General features: G+C 39.2%; 15 protein-coding genes. 7 read left to right on the top strand and 8 right to left on the bottom strand.

What is annotated here, in order from left to right; translation table 11 throughout:
- Nucleotides 1–11: 11 nt before the first annotated feature.
- The 6 genes from IEV69_RS06105 to IEV69_RS06080 all read right to left on the bottom strand — a co-directional run bounded on the left by IEV69_RS06105 (nt 12) and on the right by IEV69_RS06080 (nt 5,944).
- Nucleotides 12–443: an energy transducer TonB gene (locus IEV69_RS06105; RefSeq protein WP_188440541.1), complete on the bottom strand. Its 432-nt coding sequence runs from the start codon at nt 441–443 to the stop codon at nt 12–14.
- A 21-nt stretch (nt 444–464) separates the two neighbouring features.
- Complete coding sequence (locus IEV69_RS06100; RefSeq protein WP_188440539.1) at nt 465–1,316, bottom strand: thymidylate synthase; 852 nt, start codon at nt 1,314–1,316, stop codon at nt 465–467.
- Nucleotides 1,317–1,597: 281 nt separating this feature from the next.
- Entirely contained in the window at nt 1,598–3,292 is a 1,695-nt protein-coding gene (locus IEV69_RS06095) for a nucleoside transporter C-terminal domain-containing protein (RefSeq protein ID WP_188440537.1), read from the bottom strand.
- 12 nt (nt 3,293–3,304) lie between these two features.
- Entirely contained in the window at nt 3,305–3,928 is a 624-nt protein-coding gene (locus tag IEV69_RS06090) for a bifunctional nuclease family protein (protein WP_188440535.1), read from the bottom strand.
- A 247-nt stretch (nt 3,929–4,175) separates the two neighbouring features.
- Entirely contained in the window at nt 4,176–5,144 is a 969-nt protein-coding gene (locus tag IEV69_RS06085; RefSeq protein ID WP_188440532.1) for an electron transfer flavoprotein subunit alpha/FixB family protein, read from the bottom strand.
- 53 nt (nt 5,145–5,197) lie between these two features.
- A complete protein-coding gene (locus IEV69_RS06080; protein ID WP_188440530.1) occupies nt 5,198–5,944 on the bottom strand; it encodes an electron transfer flavoprotein subunit beta/FixA family protein in 747 nt (248 codons plus the stop codon).
- A 216-nt stretch (nt 5,945–6,160) separates the two neighbouring features.
- On the opposite strand from IEV69_RS06080, the gene IEV69_RS06075 reads away from it, so the two are divergent.
- The 5 genes from IEV69_RS06075 (at nt 6,161) to IEV69_RS06055 (ending at nt 14,266) form a co-directional block, all read left to right on the top strand.
- Complete coding sequence (locus tag IEV69_RS06075; protein WP_188440528.1) at nt 6,161–7,138, top strand: pyruvate dehydrogenase complex E1 component subunit beta; 978 nt, start codon at nt 6,161–6,163, stop codon at nt 7,136–7,138.
- Between the two features lie 129 nt (nt 7,139–7,267).
- Nucleotides 7,268–9,748, top strand: a complete 2,481-nt coding sequence (locus tag IEV69_RS06070; protein WP_188440526.1) for a DUF5686 and carboxypeptidase-like regulatory domain-containing protein — start codon at nt 7,268–7,270, stop codon at nt 9,746–9,748.
- Between the two features lie 79 nt (nt 9,749–9,827).
- A complete protein-coding gene (locus IEV69_RS06065; RefSeq protein ID WP_188440525.1) occupies nt 9,828–10,367 on the top strand; it encodes an inorganic diphosphatase in 540 nt (179 codons plus the stop codon).
- A gap of 138 nt (nt 10,368–10,505) precedes the next feature.
- Nucleotides 10,506–12,935 (top strand): sodium-translocating pyrophosphatase, encoded by a 2,430-nt coding sequence (locus IEV69_RS06060; RefSeq protein WP_188440524.1) that lies wholly within the window; start codon nt 10,506–10,508, stop codon nt 12,933–12,935.
- A gap of 80 nt (nt 12,936–13,015) precedes the next feature.
- Complete coding sequence (locus IEV69_RS06055; protein WP_188440784.1) at nt 13,016–14,266, top strand: MgtC/SapB family protein; 1,251 nt, start codon at nt 13,016–13,018, stop codon at nt 14,264–14,266.
- 5 nt (nt 14,267–14,271) lie between these two features.
- On the opposite strand, the gene IEV69_RS06050 is transcribed toward IEV69_RS06055, so the two are convergent.
- Together IEV69_RS06050 and IEV69_RS06045 are read right to left on the bottom strand one after the other, a co-directional pair.
- Complete coding sequence (locus tag IEV69_RS06050) at nt 14,272–14,889, bottom strand: deoxynucleoside kinase (protein ID WP_188440523.1); 618 nt, start codon at nt 14,887–14,889, stop codon at nt 14,272–14,274.
- A gap of 4 nt (nt 14,890–14,893) precedes the next feature.
- Complete coding sequence (locus tag IEV69_RS06045; RefSeq protein WP_188440522.1) at nt 14,894–15,682, bottom strand: hypothetical protein; 789 nt, start codon at nt 15,680–15,682, stop codon at nt 14,894–14,896.
- Nucleotides 15,683–15,846: 164 nt separating this feature from the next.
- Between IEV69_RS06045 and IEV69_RS06040 the strand changes: the two genes are divergently transcribed.
- Nucleotides 15,847–16,722: a GLPGLI family protein gene (locus IEV69_RS06040; RefSeq protein WP_188440521.1), complete on the top strand. Its 876-nt coding sequence runs from the start codon at nt 15,847–15,849 to the stop codon at nt 16,720–16,722.
- A gap of 31 nt (nt 16,723–16,753) precedes the next feature.
- The gene (locus IEV69_RS06035; RefSeq protein WP_188440520.1) at nt 16,754–19,486 is read left to right on the top strand and encodes a TonB-dependent receptor; all 2,733 of its coding nucleotides are present in this window, start codon (nt 16,754–16,756) and stop codon (nt 19,484–19,486) included.
- Nucleotides 19,487–19,597: the final 111 nt, after the last annotated feature.

Genomic DNA, 19,597 nt, shown 5'->3' with positions numbered 1-19,597 from the left:
GAGACTGATAGTTATTTACCGGTTTTAAAATTAAAAGGCACCATATACTCAATGGCTTTCGGTTTTCCGGCAAGCATGCCCGGTTTCATTTTGGGAATGGACAAGATGTTTCTTTGTGCCTCCTCCTTAAGTTCTTTGTTTTTGCCTTCAACTTTTTTGATTTCCACTTCTCCTTTGGTGTTGACAATGAAGGTCACCACAATGCGTTCCTGGATATTATTTTTCCAGGCATTGGTAGGATAGCGAAAATTGGATTGAATGTGTTGCGCCAGTTTTTGGTTAAAGCAGGCATCGGTTTTGGCAACGTCATTGCTTTCACAACCTGGCCAAACCGGGGCAATTTCTTTCATGGACACTTTGTTTTTGTCAACATTTCCCCATGTTTCCTGGGCAAAACCTGTAAAGGTAAATGAAAAACAAAGTACTAAAATAAGGTATTTCATAAGTTGGGGTATTTTAAATTGTTAAACAGCAACCGCTCCTTTTATATGTGGATGCGGATTATAATCGACTAAGGTAAAGTCTTCAAAGTTAAAATCAAAGATATTTTTTACTTCAGGATTGAGAATCATTTTGGGTAAGGCTCTTGGTTCTCTTGAAAGTTGCAATTCCAGTTGTTCCATATGGTTTGAATAGATGTGTGCATCGCCGAAGGTATGCACAAAGTCGCCGGCTTCCAAATCACAAGCCTGGGCAATCATCATAGTAAGCAGCGCATAAGAAGCAATGTTAAATGGTACACCGAGAAAGATGTCAGCACTGCGTTGGTAGAGTTGGCAGGAGAGTTTACCATTGGTTTCTCCTTTTGACTCATCGGGTGGTGATACATAAAACTGAAAAAAGGCGTGGCAAGGTGGTAGAGCAGCTTTGCCGTTTGCCACATTTTCGCTAAAGGATACTGAGGTGTCGGGCAGCACGCTTGGGTTCCATGCAGAAACCAGCATTCGGCGGCTGTTGGGGTTTGTTTTGAGGGTCTCAATGAGTTCACTGATTTGATCGATGTTTTCACTGTTCCAGTTGCGCCATTGGTGGCCGTAAACAGGGCCCAGGTCGCCGTTTTCATCGGCCCAGGCGTTCCATATTTTCACGCCATTTTCCTGAAGATAACCAATGTTAGTCTCACCTTTTAAAAACCAAAGCAATTCGTAAATGATGGATTTTAAGTGCAGTTTTTTGGTGGTCACCATGGGAAAGCCTTCGCTGAGGTCAAAACGCATTTGGTAGCCAAATACACTTTTAGTTCCGGTACCGGTGCGGTCACCTTTAAAAGTGCCGTTTTCCATTACATGTTTAACGAGGTCGTGGTATTGTTTCATATTTCTTTTTTATCTTTTTTCTGTCCCCAATTCAACTTGGTGAGGTAAGCTTTAAGTTCAATGGAGTTAATCAATTAAGATTATATAGTTGAGTTTCTTACTACAAACCGAAAATAAAAAAAAGCTTTTGAATGTGTTTGGAAAGTTTAGTTTTTCTATAAAAAGTTATTAACCAATACTGAGTTTTAATGTCCAAGATTTCCGCCTTACTACTACGCTTTCCTCTTTTACTGAAGCTTCAGAGGATATAAAGCTTCGTAGTACAAAGTCGCAGGAATTGGTTAGCCGATGATCATCCCGGCTATAGTTGCTGAAAGCAATGAGGCTAAGGTTCCCCCAATCAATGCCTTGATGCCAAACTCTGAAAGGGTTTTACGTTGTCCGGGAGCCAGGGAACCTATCCCACCTATTTGGATTCCGATGGATGCAAAGTTTGCAAAACCGCACAACATATAGGTGGCCATAATCACCGATTTTTCGTAGTTGAAACTAATTAGGTTGGCAGTGTTTTTTAAGTCGGCTAATTGTATGTAGCCCACAAATTCACTGGCGACTAATTTAATACCCAATAATTGTCCCATCAATGCCATATCTTCCTGCGCTACTCCAATCAACCACATCAGGGGAGCAAAAATATATCCCAACATAAATTCAAGTGAGAATTTCTCATAGGGTGTGCTTAAAGCAACCCAATTGTTGAGGGTGGTTATATCACCAATTTTTTCAAAACCATAATTGATCATTGCGATAAAGGCTATGAATACCAATAACATTGCACCCACATTGGCGGCCAGTTTGAGTCCTTCGGTGGTTCCGTTGGCGATGGCATCCAGAATGTTTGAGCCGATTTTATCTTCAGAAACCCCTATTTCATTGGTAATTTTTTGTGTTTCGGGATACAGCATTTTTGAGATGACGATAGCTCCCGGCGCTGCCATTACAGAGGCAGTCAAGAGGTGTTTTGCATAAAATATTTTCATCACCTCGTCTTCACCGCCTAAAAAGCCAATGTATGCTGCTAGCACACCTCCGGCAACGGTAGCCATTCCGCCCACCATCACCAACAACATTTCAGACTTACTCATTTTTTCAAGATAGGCTTTGATCATTAAAGGGGCTTCGGTTTGTCCCAAGAAAATGTTTCCGGCCACCGATAAACTTTCAGCTCCTGAAATACCCATCAAACGTGTTAAAACCCAGGCGAGCCCTTTCACTACAACTTGAATAAAACCGAGGTAAAACAACACAGAGGTCAAAGCTGAGAAGAAAATAATTGTGGGCAGTACCTGAAATAAAAAGATAAACCCAAAGCTTTCTACATTCATCATTCCCCCCAGGAGGAATTCACTTCCTGCCTGTGTGAAATCGAGAATTTTCACAAATATTTTTCCCACAAATTCAAATGAACTTTGAATGAAAGGAACCTTTAAAACACCTATGGCAAGTAGTAGTTGTGCGCTTAAGCCAACTCCAACAGTTTTCCATCGGATGTGTTTTTTGTTACTGCTCAGTAAAAAGGCAAGGATAAGTAAAACACTCATTCCCATCACACCACGCCACAGGCTGTCCATTGAAAACCCGGCACTTGGTATCATTTCCTTTTGCAAAGTTTCGGTTAAAGTTGATGATCGTTCTTCAAAACTGTAAGTAGTGTTGTTTTCTGTAAAAACCAGTTTGTCATCAGTTAATTCCTGAATGCGATACCGCCTTATAGTGTCTTTTGGAGCATTGTAAAATAACACCAGTAAATTGTTCTGTAAAATATAGTCACCCGATGCGTTTAGGTTGTCTTTTGCCGAAAGGGAGTACTGAAAAGTACCATTGTTAAAACTGATGGAATCTTTGTCCTGGTTGATTTCAAAAAGTGGGTTTGATTCCTGAGTGATGGATGAAAAGGTCCAGTCTTTTTCAATGCTTTGTGCAAAAATTCCCTGAGATAAAAGGAAACATACACTGAGGAATAAAAATCTAATCATAGTGGTGTCGGGTTATTTTTCCCTTTTGGAGATTTCGTCTCTGATCAGGGCTGCTTTCTCATAGTCTTCATTGTTTACTGCTTTGTCAAGCAGGTTGTGCAGCTCTTTTAGAGAATAGCTTTTATAGCTTTTTGAAGTTTTCTTTTTTGATTCTGTATCGTCTGTCATCAATTGCTCCAGAATTGCTTGTTCAGTTTCATCTTTGTCCTTTTTTCGGGGGCTTGGTTTTAGATAAATACCCGCTTTTTCAAGTATGTTTTTATAAGTAAAAATTGGAGCGTTGAACCGGAGGGCAAGCGCTATAGCATCACTGGTTCTGGCATCGATGATTTCTTCTATTTTGTCCCTTTCACAAATAATGCTGGAAAAAAACACACCGTCCACCAATTTGTGGATAATCACTTGTTTGACCTGTATTTCAAAACGGTCAGCAAAGTTTTTAAATAAATCGTGGGTGAGCGGTCTTGGAGGTTTGATTTCTTTTTCCAAAGCAATTGCTATTGACTGAGCTTCAAAAGCGCCAATCACTATGGGAAGTTTGCGTTCGCCATCCACTTCACTTAAAATCAGGGCATAGGCTCCGTTTTGAGTTTGGCTGTATGAAATTCCTTTAATGTTAAGTCGAACTAAGCTCATAAGTGATTCAAACCAAAAGGTTGTTTAAACAGGGCTAAAACTTATTGAGAAGTGGTTTAAACTTTTTTCAATTGGCTAAAAAAATGCTCTTTTTAGGCCCATACTTGTCTTTTTTTCCTTCCATAGCTATGGCTATACAACTCAAAAAAGTCTTCATATGAGACAAAAATCATCATTTTTCGCATCAATCAAAAAAGATTAAACCACTTCTTAAACAGCCCTAAATAGAGGCACAATTTATAAAAAATTATGCGTTATTGACTTTAAATTCTTTTAATTTTTCGATGAGTTTAGGAACTACTTCAAAAGCATCGCCCACAATACCATAATCAGCTGCCTTGAAAAAAGGTGCTTCGGGGTCGTTGTTGATGACGACTTTTACTTTAGAGGCATTGATACCTGCAAGGTGTTGAATGGCACCTGAAATTCCTACTGCGATATATAAATTAGAGGCCACCGGTTTTCCGGTTTGCCCTACGTGTTCGCTGTGGGGTCTCCATCCCATATCACTTACCGGTTTTGAGCAGGCCGTGGCAGCACCCAGCACTTCGGCGAGTTCTTCTATCATTCCCCAGTTTTCCGGACCTTTTAAACCTCTTCCACCAGATACCACAATTTCGGCATCGGCAATGGTTACCTGACCAGTGACTTTATCAACTGCTTCAACTTTGACAGCAAAGTCAGCATCATTTAAGGATGGGCTAAATGCTTCCGCGGAAGCATCTGTATTATTTTCTTTTAAACCAAATGCGTTTTTGGAAAGTCCAATAAGCTTGATTTCGTTTTTCAATTCATTTTTTGCAAAGGCTTTGTTGGTAAAAACACTAGATCTTACAATAAATGGTGAGGTGCTTTCAGGAAGTGCTACCACATTGGATGCAAAAGAGGCATCAAGTTGAACTGAGAGCAACGGAGCCAAAAATTTACTGTTAGCACTGCTACTCAAAATGACTACAAGGGCGTTTTCTTTTTTTGCTACCTGTGCGATGGCATCAGCATATGCTTTTGCATTGAACTGATCCAGTTTGCTATCTGATACTTCGAGTACTTTTGAAGCGCCATAAGTACCTAGTTCCTCAGCATTTCCTCCATTGATGCTTATAGCTGTTACTGTGGTGCCCATCATATCAGCTATTCCTTTTGCATAGGAAGTTGCTTCCAGCGCTATTTTTTTAAATTTACCTTGTTCAGATTCTGTATATACTAGTACGGACATTGTTTTAATCTTTAATTGTTTTTTTCAAATTCATTCGTAAATACTCAGCAAGTTTAAATTACTTTAGCTTCATTGTGAAGCAGGTTAATAAGTTCTTCCACATTTTCAGGGTCAACCATTTTCACTGCTCCTTTGGGTGCAGGTTTTTCAAAAGACTGAATTCCGGTAGCACTTTCAGCAGCAACCGCTTCAACAACTTTCAAGGGTTTTTGGCGGGCTTGCATAATGCCTCTCATATTAGGGATGCGAAGATCACTTTCTTCTACCAATCCTTTTTGCCCTCCAATTACAAGTGGTAATGAGGTGCTGAGCGTTTCTTTACCGCCGTCAATTTCGCGGGTGGCTTTTGCATTGTTACCATCAACTTCAAGGCTGATGCAGGTGTTCACGAAGTTTGCTCCGGTTAAAGAAGCTACCATTCCGGGAACCATACCCCCGTTATAATCAATTGATTCACGACCGGCTATGACCAAATCATAATTTCCTTCCTGCATTACTGATGCCAATTGTTTTGCAACAAAAAAGCCATCGGTTGGAGTTGCATTGACTCTGATGGCTTCATCGGCACCGATTGCCAGTGCTTTTCTAAGAGTTGGTTCAGTTTCAGGACCACCAACATTGACTACATGAACTGTGGCACCTTGTTTTTCTTTGAACCACATAGCGCGGGTCAATCCAAATTCGTCATTTGGGTTGATGACAAACTGAACACCATTGGTGTCAAATTTAGTGTCATTATCGGTGAAATTGATTTTTGAAGTTGTGTCCGGAACGTGACTGATACAGACTAATATTTTCATTTTAATGTATTTTAATTGGATTTAAAAATGCATACTGACGAGCGTCAGTTTTTATGCCACGAAGGTACTCATATATTTTTAATTTTATGCTATGCACGCATAATAAATTTCCGTTAAAAGTTGCTATTTTATCCCACATAAAGTGGAAATAATGCTATTTTTGCCTATCCAAAATAAAGATTTTTGGAAATTCCATTTTAATCAAGATTAAGATTTATGAAGACTATACAGTTTAGAGAAGCTATAGCAGAAGCGATGAGTGAAGAAATGCGTCGCGACGAGACCATATATTTAATGGGCGAAGAAGTTGCTGAATACAACGGAGCTTACAAAGCCTCAAAAGGAATGCTGGATGAATTTGGAGATAAAAGGGTTATTGATACTCCCATATCAGAATTGGGTTTTGCGGGTATTGGAATTGGTTCTGCAATGAACGGAAACCGTCCCATCATTGAATTTATGACTTTTAACTTCTCGCTGGTAGGAATCGATCAAATCATCAACAATGCTGCAAAAATGCGTCAAATGAGTGGTGGGCAATTTAACATTCCAATTGTTTTCAGAGGCCCTACTGCTTCAGCAGGTCAGCTGGCAGCAACACACTCGCAAGCTTTTGAAAGCTGGTATGCTAACTGCCCCGGCTTGAAGGTGATTGTGCCCTCAAACCCAAAAGATGCCAAAGGTCTTTTAAAATCGGCCATCAGAGATGACGACCCGGTAATTTTTATGGAAAGTGAGCAAATGTATGGTGATAAAGGCGAAGTACCGGAAGGAGAATATGTAATTCCAATTGGTGTTGCAGAAGTGAAGCGTGAAGGAAAGGATGTGACCATAGTTTCTTTTGGTAAAATCATAAAAGAGGCCTATGCTGCCGCTGAAGAACTTGAAAAAGAGAACATCAGTTGTGAAATTATCGATTTGCGAACCATTCGACCAATGGATCACAAAACCATTTTGGATTCAGTTAAAAAGACAAACCGCCTGGTGATACTTGAAGAAGCCTGGCCCTTTGGAAACATTGCTACCGAAATTACCTATCAGGTACAATCACAGGCTTTTGATTATCTGGATGCGCCCATTGTGAAAATTAATACCGCCGACACCCCGGCACCTTATTCTCCGGGATTACTAAAAGAGTGGTTGCCAAACAGCGCTGATGTTGTTAAAGCTGTTAAAAAGGTTTTATATAAATAATTATAGTTGTTATATTTGAATTAACTTCGTCACTTATTTTGGCGAAGTTTTTTGTTTCAGAAAGTTATTAATTATCGATTGCACAATAGAACCCTCAAAGATTGCACAATAGAACCCTCAAATGCCTCCATGAAAGCAAAACTCCTTCTCACAATTAGCTTGTTGCTCTCAGTTGTTGCCTGGTCACAAACCAAAGTGAGCGGTAGGTTATTTGACACTTTCAATGAGCCGGTACCCTTTGCCAATGTGCTGTTTAAAAACTCAAATGAAGGCACTATTACCGATGAAAACGGGCGATTTTATCTTGAATCTTCTACAACTTATTCTACTGTTATTTTTTCATTTGTGGGCTATCAGACCAAAGAACTGGAATTGGGCCGAAGAACTTCTTATGACCTGGTAATTACACTAGAAGAGGAGTCCTCTCAATTGGATGAAGTAGTTTTATACACCGGCAAGCTTTCAAAAGAAAACAATCCGGCCATTGACATTTTACGAAAAATCTGGGAAAACAGGAGAGAAAATGGGGTTAAAAAGTTTAAGCAATACGACTATGACAAATATGAAAAACTCGAATTTGATCTAAACACCATCGACAGTGCCTTAATGAACAGCCGACTTTTTAAGGGAATAGAGTTTGTTTTTGATTATGCAGACACCTCCAATGTAACTGGCAAAACTTATTTACCCATCTTTATTAATGAAGCCATTTATAAGGTATATGGTGATAACGAAATGAACCTGGAAAAAGAGGTGCTTGAAGGTAATAAGAATTCTGGGTTTAGTAATAACCAGGCCATGATTGAATTTGTAAAGGAATTGTATGCTGACTATGATGTGTATGATAACTACCTTAAGTTTTTTGACAAGGCCTTTACCAGTCCGCTTTCCCGAACAGGAATTGATGTTTACAATTACAAACTTTTGGACAGTGCGTTTAGGGGTGATAAATGGTGTTATAACATTATTTTTTATCCTCGCCGAAAAGGAGAACTTACTTTCAGGGGAGATTTTTGGGTGAATGATACAACCTGGGCGATTAAAGAAATCAATATGCACCTTAACAAAAGTGCGAATATAAACTGGGTGAAGGAGGTATATATCGAGCAGGAATTTGATGTGCTGAATGACTCAATTTTCCTTCTGAAACGCGATCACTTTATGTCAGATTTTAGTTTCTCTAAAAAAGAGGAAGCCAGGGGAATGTATGGAAAACGCACCACACTTTATGAGAATCATGTTTTTGACAATAAAAAGGATCGCAGTTTTTACAAAAAACAAGTAGATCCTTACCGGCGTGAAACATATAACAGGCCCGATGAGTTCTGGGAGGAAAACAGGATGGAAGCCCTCAATAAAGATGAACGTCAAATTTATGTGATGTTGGACACCTTGCAAACTGTACCCAGGTTTCAAAGACTCTATAATATTGGTTCTGTTCTGGCATCCGGTTATTATGAGTTGCCCGGCTTTGATTTGGGACCGGTCTTTTCAATTTTTGGATACAATGAAGCCGAAGGATTGCGCGTCAGGGCAGGAGGGCGCACCTATTTCAGTCAAAACGATCAATGGCGTCTGGAAGGTTTTCTGGCTTATGGGTTTAAAGACAATAAATTTAAATATGGTATTTCCGGAAAATGGTTGCTCGATCGCGAAAGCCGCTTGATTGTTTTTGGTGGTAACCGCAGAGATGTGGAACAAACCGGCGCCAGTTTGACCACGTCAAACGATGTGCTGGGAAGAAACCTGGCTTCATCATCACTGGTTTCGGTGGGTGCAAATGACCGATTAACCAATATCAACCTTACCACATTTGGTTTTCAGGTCGAGCCCGTAAAGGATTTAACTTTTAGGACTACTGCATCTTACCGTACGCTCAAATCGGCAACAGATTCATTTAGTATGGATTATTATGATGAAAACGGCCAGATTCAGAGTGAAATAACACAACCTGAAATAGAACTGTCTTTAACTTATACACCTGGTATACGCACATCGGGGTTTGGTGTGGAACGATTGATTATTAATTCAGGGAAGTATCCTCAGTTTTTTTTAGGGTATACTTATGGGGTTGAGGGTATACTTGAAGGAGATTTTGAATATAAAAAGTTACAGACACTTTATACGCAGCCCTGGAACATAGGTGGATTAGGTCGTCTTTATTCTACTGTTGAAATGGGTAAAATATTTGGAGAAGTGCCACTTGGTTTGCTGAGTCCCGTTCCCGGTAATCAAACCTTGTTCAGTATTTACAATACATTTACCTTACTTGATTATTATGAGTTTGTGAGTGACACTTATGCATCAATTCATCTGGAACACAATTTTGGTGGCCGTTTATTTTCCAGAATAGGTTTTTTGAGAGATTGGAACCTGAGAGAGGTTATTGGATTCAGAGCTATTTATGGTCAGATTTCAGAGGCCAACAGCGCTTTAAATGCATCCAATATTGTTTATCAGGCACCGGAGGATATCTATTATGAGTACAGTTTTGGTATTGGAAATATATTTAAAATCTTCAGGATGGACTTTAATTTCAGGGGTAATTACTTTGAAAATGAGGGTGCCCGATCATTTGGTGTGACCGGTTCTTTTGGGTTTCAGTTTTAGTAAAAATTCTTCACATTTTTTCCTTGTATATTACTTCTTTTTAGTTGTATTTTTGCAGCCCGTTAAAAGAATGTGATTTATGAGTGCAGCAAAATTGAAAAAGTTTGACGTTTTAGTCGAAATTCCAAAAGGCAGCAGAAACAAATATGAGTTTGATTTTGATTTAAAAAAAATCAGGTATGATCGTATGTTGTTTTCATCTATGATGTATCCTGCAGATTATGGTTTTATTCCTCAAACATTTGCTTTGGACGGTGACCCACTAGATGTGCTGGTATTAGTGACGGAGCCTACTTTTCCAGGTTGTATAATTGAGGTGAAACCCATAGGTGTTTTCCATATGGCTGATGAAAAAGGACCTGATGAAAAGGTGATTTGTGTACCTATCAGTGACCCCAACGGTGATAAAATCAACGATATTTCTGATATCAATCCACATTTAATAAAAGAAATAGAGCATTTCTTTCAGGTATATAAAGATTTAGAACACAAAAAAGTAGATGTGGAAGGTTGGGGCAATGTAGAGGAAGCACTTGATATCATTGATAAATGTACAGACCGTTTTGCTACTTTGTCTCAGGAAAAACAAGAGTTCTACAAGATTCAGGTTTCAGAATAAACAAAAGATTTTTTAAGTTAGGTTTTTAGATTCAATTTAGGTTAGATTAAAAAAGCAATACTATCATAGGTATTGCTTTTTTTGTTAACGACATATTTCTTACTTTTACCCGGCTTAACTAAAATTCAAATTAAAACTATGGAATCCAATGTAATTTTCTTGCCAATTGCTCTTTCAGTTTTAGGGCTTTTGTTTATGCTCTACAAAATGAGCTGGGTAAAAAAACAATCCCCCGGAAGTGACCGCATGCAGTTTATTTCAAAAAGTGTAAAAGAAGGTGCTTTGGCATTTTTACATGCAGAATACCGATTGCTTGCCATCTTTGTGGTCATAGCTTCAGCAGCATTATTTTATGTTTCAACTCTTGTTGATTTAACCAGCTGGATGATTGTGCCGGCTTTTATTATAGGTGCTTTCTTTTCAGGTCTTGCCGGAAATATTGGTATGCGTATTGCTACCGATGCCAATGCCCGAACAGCTGAAGCTGCCAAGACAAGTCTTCCAAACGCATTGAAAGTTTCTTTTGGTGGTGGAACAGTTATGGGCTTGGGTGTTGCCGGTTTAGCGGTATTGGGATTGAGTTTGTTGTTTCTCTTTTTTCTGGGACAATTTATGGGTATGGAAAACTATGATTTCTACACAAAAATGACCATTGTTCTGGAAGCGCTTGCAGGTTTCTCTTTAGGAGCAGAATCTATAGCATTGTTTGCCCGTGTGGGTGGTGGAATTTACACCAAAGCAGCCGATGTGGGTGCTGACCTGGTTGGAAAAGTAGAAGCCGGGATTCCTGAAGATGACCCTCGAAACCCTGCAACCATTGCAGATAATGTGGGAGATAATGTGGGTGACGTTGCCGGAATGGGCGCTGACCTTTTTGGAAGTTATGTAGCAACGGTGCTTGCGGCTATGGTGCTTGGAAATTACGTAATCAGGGATATGTCTGAAACCGTTCAGCATACTGACTTGTTTAACAATATGGGACCAATTTTATTGCCATTGGTTATTGCCGGTGTGGGGGTTTTGGCTTCCATATTAGGAACCTTTTTAGTGAGAATCAAAGACAATACTGCTAAAGAGCCTCAGGTTCAAAAGGCCCTGGATATTGGAAACTGGGCGTCTATTATACTTACGCTTATTGCAAGTTATTTCCTAATTGACTGGATGTTGCCTGAAACGATGCAAATGCGATTTTTTGGTGAGGCGTCTGCTAAAATGATTCCATCAATGAATGTCTTTTATGCTGCCTGTATTGGTCTCGCAGTGGGCGCATTGATCTCATTTGTTACGGCATATTACACCAGTTTGGGTAAAAAACCTGTGATGGATATAGTTCAAAACAGTTCGACCGGAGCGGCAACTAACATTATTGCAGGTTTGGCCGTCGGTATGAAGTCTACTTTTGCTTCTGTTCTTTTATTTGCAGCGGCTATCTATGGTTCTTATGAACTCGCAGGCTTTTATGGAGTGGCGCTTGCAGCTTCAGCGATGATGGCAACCACGGGAATGCAATTGGCTATTGATGCCTTTGGCCCTATAGCCGATAACGCAGGTGGGGTTGCTGAAATGAGTAACCTTGACCCTGAGGTACGCGAGCGTACTGACATTTTGGATTCTGTTGGAAACACAACGGCCGCCGTTGGAAAAGGATTTGCAATCGCTTCTGCCGCATTGACTGCATTGGCACTTTTTGCTGCTTATGTAACTTTTACCGGTATTGATGGAATCAATATCTTTAAGGCAGACGTCTTGTCGATGCTGTTTGTAGGGGGGATGATTCCCGTGATTTTTTCAGCACTTGCTATGCAATCGGTTGGAAAAGCTGCTATGGAAATGGTTCAGGAAGTGCGTAGACAATTCCGTGAAATCCCCGGTATTATGGAAGGCACCGCGACTCCTGAATATGCAAAATGTGTTGCCATTTCTACCAATGCCGCATTAAAAGAAATGATCTTACCGGGCTTGATTACAATAATCACCCCAATATTGATTGGTTTAATTTTTGGCGCTGAACCTTTAGGAGGTTATATGGCCGGTGTGTGTGTGAGTGGTGTAATGTGGGCGATTTTCCAAAACAATGCCGGAGGTGCCTGGGACAATGCTAAAAAATCATTTGAAGCCGGTGTGATGATCAACGGTAAAATGGAATACAAAGGCTCTGATGCCCATAAAGCGGCTGTAACCGGAGATACTGTGGGTGATCCTTTCAAGGATACTTCAGGACCTTCGATGAATATATTAATTAAGTTAACTTGTTTGGTAGGGCTTGTTATTGCTCCTGTTTTGGGAGGTCATACTGCAGACGATTCAGAATTAGGTAATACAACTGTTAAGGAAGTTATGGTTGTATCTGAAGATGGGACCACCACAACCCTTACTGATGAGCAAGCAGCCAATGTTACGGCAATCAACAAGCAGGTCACCATTGAATATTCTTCAAATGATGATGTGACAACTGCAAAAGTAAGTTCGTTAACCATTGTAAACGGGGAAGAAGTAAAAGAAGAAAAAACATTTACTGGAACAGAAGAAGAAGTGAAAAGGCAAATTGAAGCTTTTAAAGCGCAATAGTCTCTTACTGTTAATATTATATAAAATTCCCTGCCCTTCCGGCGGGGTTTTTTATTAAAAACAGTACCTTAGTGATAGTTATGAATTATGAGGATATAACAACACTTGCAATTGCTCTTGGCTTAGGACTCTTGGTAGGCATGCAACGAGAGAAAACCAATAACACTTTGGCTGGGGTGCGCACTTTTTCCCTGTTGGCTATTTTAGGGGTCATTTCGGGTTTTTTAACCCGTGATTTTGATAATCCTTTTATATTACCGGCACTGGGTTTAGCGATAGCAGCTCTTTTGGTTGCCGGAAATGTACTTGCTAAAAGGAATGCTCCTGACTCAGATTTAGGGCAAACAACTGAAGTTGCTGCACTGCTCATGTTTTCTATTGGAGCCTATTTGGTTTTAGGGGACCAGGTTCTTGGAGTAATTGTGGGTGGTTTGATGGCGGTGTTGCTGTATGCCAAAGAAAGAATGCACAATGCTATTGACAAATTACAAAATAAAGATTTATCGGCGATTATGACTTTTGCCGGTATTTCGTTAGTTATCCTTCCCATACTGCCAGATGAAACTTATGGTCCATTTGATGTACTTAACCCGCAGAACATCTGGTTAATGGTTACCCTGATTGTAGGAATAAGTGTGGTGGGATATTTTATCTATAAGTTTTTGGGCAAAAAAGTAGGTCTTTTGTCAAATGCCATACTGGGGGGAATGATCAGCAGTACCGCAACCACCGTGAGTTATGCCAGAAAAACCAAAGATGCTGATACTATTGATAAACTTTCTGCTTTTGTGATAGTGGGCGCCTCTGCGATTGCACTGGTGCGCATCGTTATAGAGATGGGAGTGGTGATACCTGAAAAGCTTCCGCAAATGATATTACCCATAGGAGTGGAGTTTGTTATTATGGTGGCGCTATGTATTTTCTTATTTTACAACATTCAAAAAGGAAAAAAAGAAGACAGGATGCCTGAACCTAAAAACCCGGCGCAATTAAAAACTGCTGTTGTTTTTGGTTTCTTGTATGGTATAATTTTGCTTGCAGTTGCTTTTGTAAATGAGGAGTTTGAAAATGAAGCCCTTTATGTTGTTGCCATCATAAGCGGACTTACAGATGTTGATGCTATTACCTTGTCACTCTCACAGATTATGAAACAAGGAAATCTTGAAATAGACACCGGTTGGCGGCTAATCCTATTGGCGTCACTTTCCAATTTGTTTTTCAAAGGGATTTTGGCTGCAACTTTAGGAACCCAACGCCTTGCAAAATGGGTTGGGATTACTTTTGGGATATCAATAGTAGCCGGATTGTTAATTATCTGGTTATGGCCTTAAACTTTCTATTCAAACAAGCCATGCAATTCTGCATCAATGCGATTAATAACGTTTCCTAAGTCTTCAGGATTGTCCACAAAGTCTAACTTGTCAACATCAATTACAAGGAGGTTTCCTTTGTCATAATTATGCACCCAAGCTTCATAGCGTTCATTTAAACGGCTGAGGTAATCAATGCTGATGCTGTTTTCATATTCCCTGCCGCGCTTGTGAATTTGAGCCACGAGATTTGGAATTGAACTGCGTAAGTAGATTATTAAATCAGGGCTTTTAGTTACTTCTTCCATTAAGTCAAACAAGGATTTATAATTTTCAAAATCACGATTGGTCATTAATCCCATGGCGTGCAGGTTGGGTGCAAAAATATAAGCATCTTCATAAATCGTTCTGTCCTGAATGACATTTTTCCCACTGTTGCGAATGTCCAGTACTTGTCTAAAACGACTGTTTAAAAAGTAAATTTGAAGGTTGAATGACCAACGTTCCATTTGGTTGTAAAAATCATCCAAATAAGGATTGTCATCTACTTCTTCATAATGGGCCTGCCATTTATAATGTTTTGATAAAAGTCTAGTTAGCGTGGTTTTTCCTGAACCAATGTTTCCTGCGATAGCAACGTGCATGGGGTTAATTTTGAGATTTGATTAGCTTCATTTTGTGAATTGTTTCACCATCGTAAATATACAGGAATTCACCAGATAGAAACAAATCTTTTATGGTTAATTCAGGTGACTTTATTCTGTTTATTTGTTCAAGTTGTTTTGAAAATAAAGTTAATTGATTGTCCTGAAGAACTACCAGGCTTTCGCCGGAAAGGCTTAATTTTTGAACATTTTCAAGGGGGATGCGTCGAAGCAAACTCCCATAAATATTGTAAAGCCTTAAGTGGGTTTCGGTCAACACATAGCAATAGTTATAATCGCTTTCCTGACTTAAATAGGACTCTGAGACAGGTCTGGAGAGCACTTTATTAATTTTGTCTCTGAAATTGTACAATTCCAGCTGCTGGCTATCTTCATTAAAAACCCACAGCCGGTTATCGTTGGCAGTAGTTGCGTTTTTTATATTTAGAAAAGGCGGTTGCATTGCAAAGGAAATGCGATGTATTTCATTTAGTTTATTGTCTAAAATCACAGCTGTCTGATAATCGGGATAAAAAAGGGTGATTTTTAAGGGGTTTAATAAATCAACTTCTCCGGGAGTTCCTAACTGGAAATCCTTAAACTGGAAAAGTTCAGTACCGGCGGTTTTAAATAAAGTATTGTTTTTGATATAATAATAACTACCCAGGTGATCTACCCCTACAAAACGATTTGCTTTCAGAGGGATTTCATCAACGGCTTCAAGATTGATTTCGCTTTGAGCGAAACCAACACAGGAGATTAAAACTATAAAAAAAAGCAATAATTTCATCATTTTGCAATCTAAAAGTGCAAGATAGTACTTTCAATGTCAGACCAAGTTACAAAAAACACTTTTATGTAAATAGTATTTATTTTTGTTAAACCCTTTGTTAAAAATAACGTCTTACTGTAACAAAAGTTTTAGATTTGATTCATACATTTTAAAATCCATTAAAAATGAAAGCATATATTTCCACTCTTTTTTGTTTTTTCTTAACGATTTCAATCACAGCCCAAATCACTTCTGGACAAGCCACATATCAATCAAAAACCACGGTTGACATGGATTTTGGCGGTCCTCAGATGACAGAACAAATGAAAGAGCAAATCGCTGAAATGATGAAAAAAGCCCTTGAGAAAACGTATATTTTAAACTTCAATAAAGAAGAATCATCATACAAAGAGGAGGAAAAGTTAGCCGCTCCAGGTGCCGGTGGCGGTATGATGGCAATGATGGGGAACTTTACAGCCGGAGCACAATATAAAAATACTACGGATGACTTGTATTTACAGGAACAGGAGTTTTTTGGCAAGCAGTTTTTAATCACTGATACACTCCCAAAACTCGAATGGAAACTGGTTAACGTATCCAAACAAATTGGTCAATATGTTGCCTTTAAGGCTACAGCGATAAAGCAGTTGGGGGATACAGATTTTCAATCGATGCGTAGAAGAAACAGCAATACAGATTCTGAAAAAGAGGCCACTGAAACTAAAAAAGACTCGACAGAATTTGATCTAATGGAGGAAATTGAAATTCCCAAAGAAATTGAAATTGTTGCGTGGTATACTCCACAAATTCCAATTCCACAAGGTCCTGGAGAGTTTTCAGGTTTGCCGGGACTGATACTCGAAATCCAGGCTGACAGAACATCAATTTTGTGTACAAAAATCGTTTTAAATCCCAAAGAAATTGAAATTAAAAAGCCTTCCAAAGGGCAAAAAGTTTCCCAGGAAGAGTATCAAAAAATCGTAAAAGATAAAATGGAAGAAATGCAGGAAATGTATGGTGGACGTGGCAGAGGAAGAGGCATGCAGATTAGAATGAACTAATCCCTTTTACTAACTAACCAATACAATATTGATGAAATTTAATATCGGTTTATTTTTTTCAATTCTTTTCCTTTTAGTTACACATTCGGCGTTTTCTCAATCGGTTAAATTGACCGGAACTGTTAAAGACAGTTTGGGAAACCCTTTAGAAATGGCCAGTATCATTGCCAAAGTAAAAACCACTGACGCAATCGAAAGCTATGCCATTACCAACGACGCCGGAAGGTTTCAATTGTTCTTACCCGTTAATGAAACCTATACACTTCAGGCCAGTTACCTGGGGTTTGAAACTCAAACTTTTGAAGTCACTGTAAGTGATGATCGATCAGATATTTTGCGGGATATTGTGTTGCAATCTGCTGCAGACGAGCTGGAGGGAGTGGAATTGGTTTATGAAATGCCGGTTACCATCAAGGGTGACACCATTGTTTACAATACAGATTCCTTTGTGACAGGCAATGAAAAAAAGCTGGGCGATGTGATTAAGGCACTCCCGGGGCTTGAACTCAATGAGGAAGGCGAAATTGAAGTGGACGGAAAAGTTGTTCAAAAGGTAATGGTTGAAGGAAAGGATTTTTTTGACGGCGATTCTAAACTGGCAACCAAAAACATACCCGCTGACGCAGTGAGTAAAGTTGAAGTTTTAAGAAATTACAACGAAGTAGGGCAGTTGAGAGGAGTTGCCAACACCCAGGATCAAACAGCGATTAACATACGGCTGAAAGAAGGAAAAACCAATTTCTGGTTTGGTGAAATCACTGCCGGTGCCGGTTATGGTGAAAAATTCAGGTATCTGGCCAATCCCAAATTGTTTTATTACAGCCCGGAATACAGCATCAACATCATCACAAACTTCAACAATACGGGCGATGTGCCCTTCACTTTCAGGGATTATTTCAATTTTACCGGTGGATTCAGAAATTTCAATCAAGGCGGGGGAACGCGGTTTAATATCAATGACAGCGGACTCAGTTTTGCGGTCATGCAAAACAACCGTGCCAACGACATTGAAGCCGAATTCATTGCCGGTAACTTTAGCTATAAAGCCTCAGAAAAACTGGATGTGAGTGGGTTTGCCATACTTTCTGACAACAGGACAAATTTTATTACAAATACTGTGCGCAGCTTTGTCACCACAGGCGATGTAGAAAACAGTAACAGTACCAGCGATCAAAGAAACCGTTTGGGAATGTTAAAATTGAGCTCGGTTTACAAGCCCAGTCTTCGTTTTCAAATGGATTATGATGTACTGGCGAAGATTTCTAAACAAACCGAATTTTCAAATCAGATTTCCAGTTTTGGAAACATAGACAATAACATAGTTGAAGACAAGGTGAACAATCCGTTTTCAATCAACCAAAACGTGAATGCTTATTTCACATTGAATGAAAAAAACATTTTTGCCGGACAAGCACAACATTTGTGGCAGGATGAAGATCCTTTCTACAACGCGGTGCTTGATTTTCTTCCGTTTTCAGGAATTTTGGATGCCGATGAAAATCAAAGCAACTTTGACATCAACCAGGAAAAACGTGTGAAAACCAACAAACTGGATGTTAAAGTGGATCACTTTTACATTATAAACAACAAAAGCAATCTGAATTTCACACTGGGAACCACCCAAAGCAGGCAGCGTTTTAACTCATCCATTTTTCAAGTGTTAGACGATGGCTCAACTTTAAATTTTGATGAATCACCTGAGGTTGACGGCGAAGTGTTTCCTTTGGGGAATGATGTGATGTATCATTTCAGCGATGCTTTTCTGGGAGTAAAATATAAGTTCATCACAGGGAAGTTTACGTTTACTCCCGGTGTAACCTTGCATAATTATGATTTAAAAACGGAACAATTGGGTGCCACCACTTCTCAAAATGAATGGCGGGTGTTGCCTGAGTTTTTTGCGATAGCACAATTAAAACGCAGTGAAAGCATTCGGTTTAACTATTCGATGACTGCTGAATATACTGATGTAAATAACTATGCTGAAGGGTTTGTTTTTAATGATTACAACCGCCTTTTCAGAGGAAATCGCAATCTTGAAAACTCTTTGGCCAATTCATTTAATTTGACTTATTTCAGTTTTAATATGTTCAACTATACCAATGTTACAGGTAACCTGAACTACACCAGACGTGTTGAGGGCATCAAAAATAACACTCAAATTGTGGCCATCAACCAGGTGTCCTCGCCCATTAATATTGATAGTAATTTTGCTGATGAGACTTTTTCTGCTTTTGGAAGTTTTAGCAAGCGCATCAAAAAAATGCAGTATAGCATCAACGGAAATTTTAACTGGAGCAGTTTCAATAATATCGTCAATCAAACAGTCACTACTTCCGAAAGCTTTACTCAAAACTACCGTGTGAGTGCACGAAGCAATTTCAAGGAATTCCCTAATTTTGAAGCGGGCTATAATGTGATCATCAATGAGTATGACAATGGCGGAATTCAATCCACATTTTACACGCATAGACCGTTTGCCAATATCGAGTTTAATTTTTTGAAAGACTTCACTTTTAAAGCAGACTGGAGTTATTATGACTACAGCAATAAGGAAAACACCATCAAAAATGATTACTCCTTCCTGTCTGCAGATTTAAACTATCAAAAGAAAGACAGCAATTGGGAATACAGAATCCAGGCCACCAACCTGCTGGATGTGCAAACCATCAATCAAGACAGTTTTAATGAAACTTTCAATACTACTTCATTTTATAGTGTGATGCCGAGGATTGTGATGTTGACGGTGAAGTATGATTTATAGAAAAAATGCCCTCCCGGAACTTCAATAACAACGCGTTATCCAAAGGTTTTTAAATTGTAAGACTAAAGAATTTTTAGGTTTTTTTGATGAAAGGTGCTACTTTAGAAGTAG

This window comes from Planktosalinus lacus, from assembly GCF_014640155.1.
GTDB lineage: Bacteria > Bacteroidota > Bacteroidia > Flavobacteriales > Flavobacteriaceae > Planktosalinus > Planktosalinus lacus.
This window is presented reverse-complemented; position numbering and strand designations above follow the sequence as displayed.